This is a genomic window from Bifidobacterium sp. (assembly GCF_051876855.1).
Classification (GTDB): domain Bacteria; phylum Actinomycetota; class Actinomycetes; order Actinomycetales; family Bifidobacteriaceae; genus Bifidobacterium.
Genome location: NZ_JBJEIH010000039.1, coordinates 1 through 12,448, shown reverse-complemented (window position 1 = coordinate 12,448; position 12,448 = coordinate 1). Strand labels below are relative to the sequence as shown.

General features: G+C 61.0%; 8 protein-coding genes and 1 pseudogene. 7 read left to right on the top strand and 2 right to left on the bottom strand.

Annotation, left to right across the window (positions count from 1 at the left end; all coding sequences use genetic code 11):
* The first annotated feature begins 1 nt into the window (after position 1).
* Positions 2-1,246, top strand: a complete 1,245-nt coding sequence (locus tag ACI38B_RS03490; RefSeq protein WP_439729541.1) for a DUF3027 domain-containing protein — start codon at positions 2-4, stop codon at positions 1,244-1,246.
* Positions 1,247-1,366: 120 nt separating this feature from the next.
* Here ACI38B_RS03490 and ACI38B_RS03485 read toward each other — a convergent pair whose 3' ends face one another.
* On the bottom strand, positions 1,367-2,347 hold the full coding sequence (locus tag ACI38B_RS03485; protein WP_168983746.1) for a universal stress protein: 981 nt from the start codon (positions 2,345-2,347) through the stop codon (positions 1,367-1,369).
* 150 nt (positions 2,348-2,497) lie between these two features.
* Here ACI38B_RS03485 and ACI38B_RS03480 point away from each other — a divergent pair, with 150 nt between their 5' ends.
* Positions 2,498-5,104, top strand: a complete 2,607-nt coding sequence (locus ACI38B_RS03480) for an ATP-dependent Clp protease ATP-binding subunit (RefSeq protein ID WP_439729540.1) — start codon at positions 2,498-2,500, stop codon at positions 5,102-5,104.
* A gap of 330 nt (positions 5,105-5,434) precedes the next feature.
* Here the strand turns inward: ACI38B_RS03480 and ACI38B_RS03475 are convergent, their stop codons facing one another.
* Positions 5,435-6,886, bottom strand: a complete 1,452-nt coding sequence (locus tag ACI38B_RS03475; RefSeq protein WP_439729539.1) for a DUF349 domain-containing protein — start codon at positions 6,884-6,886, stop codon at positions 5,435-5,437.
* 101 nt (positions 6,887-6,987) lie between these two features.
* Here ACI38B_RS03475 and hisS point away from each other — a divergent pair, with 101 nt between their 5' ends.
* From hisS to ACI38B_RS03450, 5 genes and pseudogenes are all read left to right on the top strand, one after another.
* Positions 6,988-8,379, top strand: coding sequence for a histidine--tRNA ligase (gene hisS, locus ACI38B_RS03470; protein ID WP_439729538.1), 1,392 nt, complete (start codon positions 6,988-6,990; stop codon positions 8,377-8,379).
* Between the two features lie 70 nt (positions 8,380-8,449).
* Complete coding sequence (gene aspS, locus ACI38B_RS03465; protein ID WP_439729537.1) at positions 8,450-10,249, top strand: aspartate--tRNA ligase; 1,800 nt, start codon at positions 8,450-8,452, stop codon at positions 10,247-10,249.
* 255 nt (positions 10,250-10,504) lie between these two features.
* Positions 10,505-11,299, top strand: a complete 795-nt coding sequence (locus tag ACI38B_RS03460; RefSeq protein ID WP_439729536.1) for an amino acid ABC transporter ATP-binding protein — start codon at positions 10,505-10,507, stop codon at positions 11,297-11,299.
* Between the two features lie 74 nt (positions 11,300-11,373).
* Positions 11,374-12,222 (top strand): glutamate ABC transporter substrate-binding protein, encoded by an 849-nt coding sequence (locus ACI38B_RS03455; RefSeq protein ID WP_439729535.1) that lies wholly within the window; start codon positions 11,374-11,376, stop codon positions 12,220-12,222.
* Positions 12,219-12,448 (top strand): annotated as a pseudogene (locus tag ACI38B_RS03450) (amino acid ABC transporter permease); the annotation flags it as partial. The gene ACI38B_RS03455 and the pseudogene ACI38B_RS03450, both read left to right, overlap by 4 nt.

Genomic DNA, 12,448 nt, shown 5'->3' with positions numbered 1-12,448 from the left:
ATTGACCCGTTCGATTGACGAGGACGACCATGTCACGGATTTCCGTTTCGAATCCAAGAAACGGGGATACGAAGGCTGGGAATGGTCGGTGACGCTGTATCACGACACCGATATTGACGAGTGGACGGTCAACGAATCCTCGCTCGTGCCTACGGATCAGGCCTTGATGCCGCCGGCATGGGTGCCGTGGAAGGACCGTTTGCTGCCCACTGACTTGTCGGTGACCGATTCAATTGGTACCGAGCCGGACGATTCCCGGCTCGAGGACGGTTTCCGCCGTACCGAGCCGTCCGCGGCTGCGCCGACGCCCGATGCTGACCAGACGCAGGCTGAGGAACAGGGTGAAGATGGGCGTACACAAGCCGAAGACGATGTATCCGCACAAACTGGGGATACGCCGGACAACCCCGAGGACGAATCGGTGACCTCCGCGGAGGACCTTGAGGACAGTGTCGAGGAATTCATGCTGTCCCGCCGTCACGTACTCAGCCCGCTGGGACGGGACCAGACCGCAAAACGCTGGTATGAAGGTCCTCACGGCCCCAAGGCGCTGTCCACGAAGACGGCGGCTGGCAATCTGTGTTCGACATGCGGGTTCTTCGTACCGCTCAAAGGTGATTTCGACCGGATGTTCGGCGTTTGCGCGAACAAGTGGAGCCCCGACGACGGCCGTGTCGTTTCGCTTGATCACGGGTGCGGGGAGCATTCGGAAATCGATCCGCCGCAGCCGTCGCATCTGTGGGTGCAATCGAAACCCGCCTACGACGACATGCATATCGATGTCATCGCCCAGTCCCCGCGTGAGGAGCGTGGTCAGGTCGAGTTGCTTGAAGAGGCCAGCGAAGCCGATATCGACAACAACACCGTCGAGGATGACGAGACGGATAGCGAGGAGCGCGATGACACCCCGCAGACCCCGCAGATCGAATCGGTGATCACCATGGATGATTTGGAAGCGGCCGGGTTCCCCGAGACCGATCAAGGCGACGACGGTGACGATGTTGACGATGCCGGAGACGAAGCCGAGGTGGCTGACGATGCGACTGCCGCGACTGCCGACGCGCCAGACGCGCCCGACACCGGTGATGCGGATAACGCTCAAGCTGAGGCCGACGACACCGCTGGCAACGCTGACACCGCTGAAGCCGCTCAGAACGCGGAAAACACTGAAACCGGTGATGCTGCGAATCCGACTGATACTGCCGGCACCGACGGCATCGGGGACAATCCCCAAAGCGCCGACTGAGCCGGCTTGACCGTTTCACTTACAGTAAGGGCCGTCTGCCGTGCAGGATGTGAATCCTGCGGGCAGACGGCCCTTGTCGTATCTGTACAGTCTATCCGCACAGCGCGCGGCCGGAAACACTCAGTGCACGACCGTCACCGTGCATTCTGCGAAATTCACGAGCTGACGGGACACCGAGCCAAGGAAATGCGCGTCCAGGCCGCTCAACCCGCGTGACCCGACCACCAGATGGCTTGCGTAGCGTGAAGCGCTGATCAGTCCCTTCGCCGCGGGGATATGGAACGCATTCGCATGGACGTCCACCGTGTCGGGGATATGCGCTTGCGCGACGACATCGTCAAGCAACTGTTGCGCGCGTTGCTGATCCACCGACATCGGCGCGACCGCGTTCTCATAGCCCGGAACAGTGTCCAGATCCTTGAGCTGCCAGCAGAACAGGATATGCAGCGGCGCCCCATGGATGCGTGCCTCATCGACTGCGAACGCCAGCGCGCGTTTCGAGATGGCCGAGCCGTCAATACCCACGACAACCGGCTTACTGCGGTTTTCGCCGACAACCGGCGGCTGCGCGTAGTGCACTGTCGAATCTCCCGGAGTCAGCGAATTGGCGATGGCGTCCTGCACATCGGCTTCCTCATCGCTGGCGAACCTCACGACTGTGACCGGAACCTTCGCTTCCTCCGCAAGCGAAGCGGACAGCGATCCTAGGAACCAACGGGCAACACGATTGAGTGACCGGCGGCCGACGACAATCTGCTGCGCGTTCGACCCGAGTTCGAGCAGCGCATGCGTGCCGGTGGCCCGAACCGAAGTGAGTTTGAGCTTCTCAGGATCGAAATCCATGTCGGCGCCCGCCCTGTCGACCCAGTCGCGCAGCCGGGCCGTCATCTGCTCGCGTACGTCTTTCCACGCATCATCGGTTTCGGGCTTCGCGCCCATATCCCACGAATGGGTCCATCCGAATACCGCATTGACATGCTGTCCGGTCAGTGAGGCTTCGCCCAAGGCCCAGCGCAACGCGGCGAATGATTCGTCGGAACCGTCCACACCGACGACGATGTCGGCCTCGCGGCCGGTGACCTGTCCAAGATTGTCCGTCATTTCATCCTCCTTGAGGCGGCTTACGAGGAAGCTTACACTGCCAAGCATATCGTCTTGTTTGCGTTGATAGCGCAATTGCCACGCATGAGGGAAGAAACGTCACCGCGAATCTGTAAAGTGAAGTGGACAAACAACAGTGGAAGGACAAGCATGTTCGAACGGTTTACAGACCGTGCACGGCGCGTGATCGTGTTGGCGCAGGAAGAGGCTCGCTCCCTGCAGCACAACTACATCGGCACCGAACATCTGCTGCTCGGCCTGATTCGCGAGGGCGAGGGCGTCGCCGCCAAGGCGCTCGCCTCCAAGGGCGTGAATCTGCAGGATACCCGCAAGCAGGTTGAGGAGATGATCGGCAAGGGCAATGCGTCGCCCAACGGCCACATCCCATTCACCCCACACGCCAAGCAGGTGCTCGAACTGAGCCTGCGTGAGGCGCTGCAGCTGGGGCACAGCTATATCGGCACGGAGCACATCCTGCTCGGCCTGATTCGCGAGGGCGAGGGCGTCGGCACACAGGTGCTCATCAAGATGGATGTCGATCTGGGTGAGCTGCGCAGCACGGTCATCGATATGATCCGCGGCAATTCAACCGGCCCGGATACCGACAACAAGGGCGAACTGGCGAATGCCGGCGGCGTCCAGGACAAGCGTGGGCAGACCGGCTCGGCGATTCTCGACCAATTCGGTCGCAACCTGACCGCCGAAGCCGCGGAAGGCAAGCTTGACCCGGTGATTGGCCGTTCCGCGGAAATCGAACGTGTCATGGTCGTGCTGTCCCGCCGCACCAAGAACAATCCGGTGCTGATTGGCGAGCCGGGCGTCGGCAAGACCGCCGTAGTCGAGGGGCTTGCGCAGAAGATCGTCGCGGGCGATGTGCCGGAAACGCTTAAGGACAAGCAGGTTTATTCCCTTGATTTGGGCTCCATGGTGGCCGGTTCGCGCTATCGCGGCGATTTCGAAGAGCGCCTGAAGAAAGTGCTCAAGGAAATCAAGACCCGCGGGGATATCGTCCTGTTCATCGACGAAATCCACACGATTGTCGGCGCCGGTAGTGCCGACGGTGCTCTGGGCGCGTCCGACATGCTTAAGCCGATGCTCGCTCGCGGCGAACTGCAGACCATTGGCGCGACCACGACCGAGGAATACCGCAAGTACATCGAAAAGGACGCGGCGCTGGAACGCCGTTTCCAGCCGATTCAGGTCCATGAGCCGTCGATTGCCGAGACGATCGAGATCCTCAAGGGTCTGCGTTCGCGGTATGAGAACCATCATCACGTGACCATCACCGATGGCGCGTTGCAGGCCGCCGCCGAGCTGTCCGCGCGCTACATCCAGGACCGTCACCTGCCGGACAAGGCGATTGATCTGATTGACGAGGCCGGTGCGCGGCTGCGGATCAAGCGTCTGACCGCCCCGCCCGAGCTCAAGGATCTTGACGCGCAGGTCGCCAAGGTGTCCGCCGAGAAGGACGAAGCCATCAAGAAGCAGGACTTCGAGAAGGCCGCGGAACTGCGTGACAGCCAGGAGAAGCTGGAAGCCGAGCGCAAGGAGAAGGAATCCTCGTGGCGCGAAGGTGAATCCAACGTGAAGATGGAAGTGAACGAGGAGGTCATCGCCCAGGTCGTGGCCAGCACGACGGGCATCCCGGTCTTCAAGCTCACCCAGGCGGAATCCAAGAAGCTGCTCAACATGGAAGCCGAGCTGCACAAGCGCATCATCGGCCAGGACGAAGCGGTTTCCGCGCTCGCCCGGTCTATCAGGCGTACGCGTGTCGGCTTGAAGGATCCTAAGCGTCCGGCAGGCTCCTTCATCTTCGCCGGCCCCACCGGCGTCGGCAAGACGGAGCTCGCCAAGACCTTGGCACAGTTCCTGTTCGATGACGAGGACGCGTTGATTCGCGTCGACATGTCCGAGTTCTCCGAGAAGTACGCCGCATCCCGTTTGTTCGGCGCGCCTCCGGGGTATGTCGGGTACGAGGAGGGTGGCGAGCTCACCGAGAAGGTGCGCCGCAAGCCGTTCTCCGTCGTGCTGTTCGACGAGATCGAGAAGGCCCACCCCGACATCTTCAACACCCTGCTTCAGGTGCTTGATGATGGTCATCTGACCGACGGCCAGGGTCGTAAGGTGGACTTCAAGAACACGATTATCATCCTGACCACCAACCTGGGCACGCGTGATATCGCCAAGGCCGCGAACACGGGCTTCAACCTCGGTTCGGACACCGAGACGAGCTACGACCGCATGAAGGAGCAGGTGTACAGCGAACTCAAGGAACAGTTCCGTCCTGAGTTCCTCAACCGCCTTGATGACATCATCGTGTTCCGTCAGCTCACCGAGCCGCAGGTGCGTCAGATCGTCGATCTGGATGTCAAGCAGCTCAACGACCGTCTGTTCGACCGCCATATGTCGCTCGAACTGACCGACAAGGCCAAGGATCTGCTCGCTGAGAAGGGCTTCGACCCGCTACTCGGCGCACGTCCGCTGCGTCGCGTGATTCAGCGCGACATCGAGGACGCCATTTCGGAGAAGATCCTCATGGGCGAGTTGCACGACGGCCAGCGTGTGGTCGTGGACGGCGAAGGCGAAGGCATTCTCGGCGATTTCACCTTCACCGGAGAGGAATTCTCTGAAGGTGACGACGCCGGCAATCCGGATGCGAAGCTGGTCGGCGCCACGCCGGCACCAGCAACGGATACGCCTGCACAATCCGGCGATACCGGAGCTGAAGGCAACGGAGACATGCCGTCGTTGTCGTAAATTCGTCCGCGATTGTCGCCACTGTTGAGGGGTGGTCCTGCACGGTTTGCAGGGCCACCCCTCTCGCGTTGTATTGTCGTGTTGTATCACTGTCTTCTGTCGCAGCGTCGCGCCGATGATAACAATCACGTCACCTCGTTGCCCGTCACCAACCCGGTGACTCCGAGACATCTCGACCAGGCTATCGGGCAGAATCGGGTAGGGCAGGGTAGCGCAGGGTAGACCAGGGTAGGGTAGCGTAGGGCAGGACTGCTTGGCTGATAAGCAAATCGTCGGAATCCCGACACTTGCGGGACTCCGACGATTTGTGTACGTACGGCTGGCAGCCGACTACTTGATGGCGTTCAGCCACTGCTCCTTGGTCGCCTTCTCGGCTTCCAGCTTGGCCTTCTTGGCCGGGTCGGATTCCGCGGCGATCTTGTCGTCAAGCTCCTTGAGCTGGGCGTTGAGCTGTTCTTCGAAGCTGGACTTGCGGGCGTCCGCCTCCGGATCGCTCTTCTTCCATGCGGCGTCCTCAACGGCCTTGATCTGACGATCGACTGCGTCAAGACGGTCTTCGATGCGACGCATGTCCTCGCGCGGCACGTATCCGATCTGATCCCATTCGCCTTGGATTTCCGCGAGCTTCTGACGAGCCTGCTTTGCGGCCTTCGCATCGGCGACCGGCACCAGCGCCTCGGCCTTCTTCAGCAGCTCTTCCTTCTTCGCGAGATTCTCCTTCTCGGAAGAATTGATCTGATCGCGATCGGTCTGACGGGCGTTGAAGAAGGTGTCCGCAGCTTCACGGAACTTCGCCCACAGCGCGTCGTCATCGTTGCGGCCCGCGCGACCGGCTTTCTTCCAACGGTCCATCAGTTCGTTGAACTTGCGGGAGGTTTCCGCCCAGTCGGTGGAATCCTTGATCTCGTTCGCCTCGGCGATGATCGCTTCCTTCTCGGTCTTGGCGTGTGCGCGCTCATTGTCGCGAGCCTGCGCCCACTTGCGACGCTGCTGGTTGAAGGTCGTGCGCGCGGCGGAGAAGCGCTTCCACAGCGCGTCGGCATCGGCACGGTCAATGCGCACGGAATTGCGCTGATGGGCCTGCCATTCGTCGAACAGCGCGCGGAACTTGTCAGCGGTCGAACGCCAGTTCGTGTTGTCGCCCAGTCCGGCGGCGACGGCTTCGGCCTTCTCCACAATCGCCGTACGCTCCTGGACCGCCTTGGCGACGGCTTCCTTGCGGCGGTTCGCGAGTTCTTCCTTCTTCGCCTCGCCATCCTTCTTGAGCTGCTCGAATTGCGCACGCAATTCGGCGACATCGCCTACGACAGCGGGTTCCTTGGTCTCTTCACCCAGCAGCTTGACCGATTCGTCAATCTCGTGGGGCTTGATGGTGTTGGACTTCAGCCGGTTGGCGAAGACATCGAGCTTCTCCTTCAAATCGAGGAACCGGCGGGCGTACAAGGCGAGTGCCTCTTCCTTTGAGGCGTCGGGGAACTGGCCGACTTCGCGCTCGCCGTCTCCGTCCTTGACGTATACGGTGCCGTTGTCGTCAACGCGTCCGAAGGACTCTGCCTGCTTGACATCCTCATCCGAATACGCTACGTGCGTCGCGGGAGCCGCGTTGTGATGCGCCGGCTTCTTCTTGGCGAACGCCGCGGGCGACGGCGCGTGATGCTTGATGTTGGCAGGAGAGGGGACCGCTGCCGGTTTGGCGCCGGTTTGCGGTTGCGAGGCAGTCTTCGTCGTCTGCCCCGCGTTTTCGGTGGTGTTCTTTGGTTCGGTGACGTTTTCGTCGGCCATGGCCAGCTCCTTAAGCTCATGTAGTGAGGGGTCACGGGTCGCATGAGGTCGTATGAGACGGTGCCGCATGTTTTCCGCAACTTCACTTATTATAGGGAATCGTGGCTAAAGGCGCATCAATTTCAGGATTTCCAGAGTGGCTCCCCTCTGAACGTGTTGTGGAGCAGCGTGTCATTGACACGCTCCGTAGGGTTTTCGAGCTCAATGGCTTTATCGGCATTGAGACGCGCGCCGTTGAAACTGGCGCAAGTCTGCTGAAGAAAGGCGAAACCAGCAAGGAGATTTACCTGCTGTCGCGTCTTCAGGAAGTCGGCCATGAATCCGACACGCCGATTGAGGAGCGTCTTGGTCTGCACTTCGATCTGACGGTGCCGCTGAGCCGGTATGTGGTCGAGCATTCCGGCACGCTGGCGTTCCCGTTCAAGCGTTGGCAGATCCAGAAGGTCTGGCGTGGCGAGCGTCCGCAGGAAGGCCGCTTCCGCGAATTCGTCCAGGCTGATATCGACGTGGTCGGCAATGGTGATTTGCCCGAGCATTACGAGGTCGAGCTGCCGCTGGTCATGGTCAGCGCGTTGGAGCAGCTGCGCGAGTTCGGCCTGCCGAAAGCGACTGTGCATGCGAACAACCGCAAGCTGTCTGAAGGCTTCTACCGCGGGCTCGGCCTGACCGACATCGAAGGCGTGCTGCGCGAGATTGACAAGCTTGACAAGATCGGCGCCGACGAGGTCGCGCGTCTGTTGATCGAAGGCTGTGGCGCGAACGAGACCCAGGCGCGTGCTTGCCTGGAGCTTGCCGAGCTGACGGCAGCCGATGGCAAGGAGCTCGCAGAGAAATTCGACGCGCTGTGCGCCAAGCATGGCATTGCGACTGACAGCGAGGCTTACGCACTGGCCCGCCAGGGGCTAGATACGCTGGCGATGATCGTCGACGAGGCGGCTCGCATCCGCCCCGGCTCGGTGATCGCCGACCTCAAGATCGCGCGCGGTTTGGATTATTACACCGGTTCCGTGTACGAGACCTTCCTTGACGGCGCCGATTCGCTCGGTTCCATCTGCTCGGGCGGCCGCTACGACAATCTCGCCTCCCAGGGCAGCAAGCGCTACCCGGGCGTTGGCCTGTCCATCGGCCTGTCCCGCTTGGTGTCCTATATGCTGCACACCGCGGGCGCGCACGCCTCGCGCATCTCCCCGGCTGCGGTCATGGTCGCGGTGTGGAATGAGGACGACCGTCCGGCCGCCAATGCGATCGCCAACCAGCTGCGTTCCCGCGGCATTGCGGCAGATGTTGCGCCGACCGCGGCGAAACTCGGTAAGCAAATCAAGTACGCCGACAAGCTGGGCATTCCGTACGTGTGGTTCCCGGCAGCGGCGAGCGAAGACGGAGAAGCCAAGAGCGATGAGGTCAAGAACATCATCACCGGTGATCAGACCCCGGCTGATGCCAAGTCGTGGGAGCCGGATACTGTGTATGCCCGGCAAACTGTCAACCTGTAAACAAGACTGAAATGCTTGGAAAACCCGGTTTTCCGCCGATTTCTGAGGACTTGACAAGAATAGAGGAAGCATGAGCCAGACGGCTTACAGAACACATCATGCCACGGAAGTGACCGAGGCGCTGATCGGGCAGAAGGTCACGCTCGCCGGTTGGGTCGATCGTCGTCGCGACCACGGCGGTGTGGCGTTCATCGATCTGCGCGACAACACCGGTCTCGTGCAGATCGTCATCTATGACGAGGAAATCGCGCGCCCGCTGCGCAGCGAATTCGTCATCCAGGTCACCGGCGAGGTTCGTCTGCGCCCGGACGGCAATGAGAACACGCATCTGGCCACCGGCAAGATTGAGGTTGTCGTCGAGGATCTTAAGGTGCTCGCCAAGGCCGACGCCCTACCCTTCCAGGTGTCCACCGCGCTCGAGAACGAGTCCGAGAACAAGCTTCCGGGCGAGGACGTACGTCTCAAGTACCGCTATCTTGATTTGCGCCGCCCGCAGATGCAGCGCAACTTGAAGCTGCGTTCCGATATGACGAAGGCCGCGCGCCACGCGCTCGAGGACATGGACTTCACTGAGGTGGAGACCCCGACCTTCATCAAGTCCACCCCTGAAGGCGCCCGCGACTTCCTCGTGCCCGCCCGCTTGGTGCCGGGCTCCTGGTATGCGCTGCCGCAAAGCCCGCAGCTGCTCAAGCAGCTGCTCATGGTCGGCGGTGTCGAGCGGTACTACCAGCTGGCACGCTGCTACCGCGACGAGGACTTCCGCGCGGACCGTCAGCCGGAGTTCACCCAGCTCGATATGGAAATGAGCTATGTCGACCAGGAGGACGTCATCGCGATGGCCGAGAAGGTCATCCAAGCGATCTGGAAGACCCGCGGCTATGACATCAAGCTTCCGCTGCCTCGCATCTCCTGGAAGGATGCGATGGACAAGTACGGCTCCGACAAGCCTGATCTGCGGTTCGGCAATCAGCTCATCGAGCTGACCGACTACTTCAAGGACACGCCGTTCCGCGTGTTCCAGGCCCCGTATGTCGGCGCGGTGCTGTTCAAGGGCGGCGCCTCGACTCCTCGCCGTCAGTTCGACGCATGGCAGGAGTGGGCGCGCCAGCGTGGCGCGAAGGGTCTGGCCTACGTGCAGTTCACTGAAGACGGCGAGCTGAAGGGCCCGGTCGCCAAGAACCTGTCCGAGCAGGAGCGCAATGGTCTCAAGGAGGCTGTGGGCGCTGAGGACGGCGACGCGGTGTTCTTCGCCGCTGGCGCCCGTGAATCCTCCCAGCTGCTGCTGGGCGCGGCTCGTGTCGAGCTCGCCCGTCGCGCGGGTCTGCTGCATCCGGACGAGTTCGCGTTCACCTGGGTTGTCGACTTCCCGCTGTTCAAGCCGACCGATGATCCGGATGACGATGATGTGGCAGTCGGCCACTCCAAGTGGACTTCGATGCATCACCCGTTCACCATGCCGAGCGCTGATTGGATTGATAAGTTCGACAAGGATCCGGAGCATGCGATGAGCGATTCGTACGACATCGTGTGCAACGGCGAGGAAATGGGCGGCGGTTCCGTGCGTATCCACCGTGTGGACATCCAGGACCGTGTGCTCAACGTGCTGGGCATTGGCAAAGAAGAGGCCGAGGAGAAGTTCGGCTTCCTGCTCGAAGCCTTCAAGTACGGCGCCCCGCCGCACGCGGGTATCGCGCTTGGCTGGGATCGTACGGTGTCCCTGCTCGCCGGCGCCGATTCCATTCGTGACGTCATCGCCTTCCCGAAGGCTGGCGGCGGTCGCGACCCGCTGACCGGCGCTCCGGCTCCGATTTCCGACGAGCAGCGTGCCGAGACGGGTGTCGACTACGACCCCGAGGAGGACGAGGACTGAGCCCTCGCATCCGGCAGGTGTCCGGCTAACCCCGTGCGACAGCCAGCAGGCGAATGCGTCAGCTGGATGCCCATGCCATAGGGCGATGCCGTGGACACGAAAAATTAACATCCAAGAAACATGGTGCCCTGTTCCGCGCAATGGTGCGGAACAGGGCATCTGTGTTCCAGCGAACGGCGGCACCGCCAACAGGTGCGGGAAAAATTTTGTGGGACGACCCTGACTTTGTGCCTCGAACCGGTTAGACTGGCATGCATGTTAGAAATCCAAGAACAAGAAACTGCGAATTCTGCCGTTCCGCAGGCGCAGGACACGCATCCGCTGGTCGAACTGACCCATGTCGAGAAGCATTTCGGTCACCTGCACGTGCTCAAGGACATCAATCTCACCGTCAACAAAGGCGAGGTACTGGTCGTGGTCGGGCCGTCCGGTTCCGGTAAATCCACGATGTGTCGCACCATCAACCGTCTGGAGACCATCGATTCGGGCGATATCCGCATCGACGGCAAACCGCTGCCGCAGGAAGGCAAGGAACTCGCCGCCTTGCGCGCCGAAGTCGGTATGGTGTTCCAATCCTTCAACCTGTTCGCAAACAAAACAATCCTCGAGAATGTGACGCTTGCCCCGATCAAAGTGCGTCATATGCCCAAAGGCGAGGCGGAAAACCTCGCCATGGACCTGCTCGCGCGCGTCGGTGTGGATTCGCAGGCCGAGAAGATGCCGGCCCAACTGTCAGGCGGCCAGCAGCAGCGTGTGGCCATCGCCCGGGCGCTCGCGATGAAACCGAAGGTCATGCTGTTCGACGAGCCGACTTCGGCGCTCGACCCGGAGATGGTCAACGAAGTGCTTGATGTGATGACCGAACTCGCCCACGAAGGCATGACCATGATCTGCGTGACCCACGAGATGGGATTCGCCCGCAACGTTGCCGACCGTGTCGTGTTCATGGCGGACGGCAAGATCCTCGAATCGGGCACGCCGGACGAGTTCTTCGAACACCCCAAGACCGACCGCGCCAAGGACTTCCTATCCAAAATCCTCACCCACTGAACATCATGTTCCATCGGTGTGAGACCGCCTCGGGGGATGGGAGCGGACGCCGGTGGCACCAAGGAAAAGGCATTATGAACAAGAGATTGAGCAGTATGGCTGGGCGCATCGTGCGCACGGCCGTGGCTGCAGTATGTACGGTCGCCTGTGTGCTGTCCGTCGCTGCCTGCGGCGCGGACGACGAAGCAGGCAAGATCCGTATCGGCATCAAATTCGACCAGCCGGGCCTGGGTTTCAAGAAGTCCGGCACGTATGTCGGTTTCGACGTTGATGTGGCTAAATACATCGCAAAAAGCCTCGGCTATTCCGAGGACCAGATCATTTGGAAGGAAGCGCCGTCCAAACAGCGCGAGGCGATGCTGCAGAACGGCGATGTCGATATGATCATCGCCACGTATTCCATCACCGATGACCGCAAGCGCGTGGTTTCCTTCGCCGGCCCGTATTTCGTCGCCGGGCAGGACCTGCTGGTACGCAAAGGCGAAACCGGCATCAACGGCCCGCAGGACCTCAACGGCAAGCGACTGTGCTCGGCGACCGGTTCTACTTCCGCTGTCACGGTCAAAGAGCGGTTCGCCAGTAAGGTGCAGCTCATGGAGCAGCCCGGGTTCGCCGAATGTGCGACTGCGCTGCTGTCAGGCATCGTCGACGCGGTAACCACGGACGATATCATTCTCGCGGGCCTCGCTTCGGCGTCACGCGGCAGGTTGCGGGTCGTCGGTAAGCCATTCACCGTCGAGCGTTATGGCGTCGGCATCAAGAAGGGCAATACGAAACTCGCGTCGCAGATCAACAATGCCATCACTGAGATGATCCAGGATGGCTCCTGGAAGCGCGCAATCGACGACAACACCAAAGGCATCGCCTATACGCCGAACGCCAAATACAACCCGCCGACACCTACGGAAGGGGAGAAGCAATGAACGCATTCGCACAGTTGTTCAGCCAGTATGACATTCCCGGTGCCTTCCTGGTGAACATCGAGCTGACCCTGTGGTCGGCGTTGTTCTCCACGATTCTTGGCGTGATCCTGCTGCTCATGCGGATTTCTCCCATTTCCTCGCTGCGACGGGTCGCCAGCGGATATGTGGAACTGTTCAAGAACATGCCGCTGACCATCATCATGGTGTTCATGGTGCTCGGCGTCTA

Coding starts and splice junctions, on each gene's coding strand:
- ACI38B_RS03485 (WP_168983746.1), bottom strand. CDS start 2,347: ATGACGGACAATCTTGGACAGGTCACCGGCCGCGAGGCCGACATCGTC.
- ACI38B_RS03480 (WP_439729540.1), top strand. CDS start 2,498: ATGTTCGAACGGTTTACAGACCGTGCACGGCGCGTGATCGTGTTGGCG.
- ACI38B_RS03475 (WP_439729539.1), bottom strand. CDS start 6,886: ATGGCCGACGAAAACGTCACCGAACCAAAGAACACCACCGAAAACGCG.
- aspS (WP_439729537.1), top strand. CDS start 8,450: ATGAGCCAGACGGCTTACAGAACACATCATGCCACGGAAGTGACCGAG.
- ACI38B_RS03460 (WP_439729536.1), top strand. CDS start 10,505: ATGTTAGAAATCCAAGAACAAGAAACTGCGAATTCTGCCGTTCCGCAG.
- ACI38B_RS03455 (WP_439729535.1), top strand. CDS start 11,374: ATGAACAAGAGATTGAGCAGTATGGCTGGGCGCATCGTGCGCACGGCC.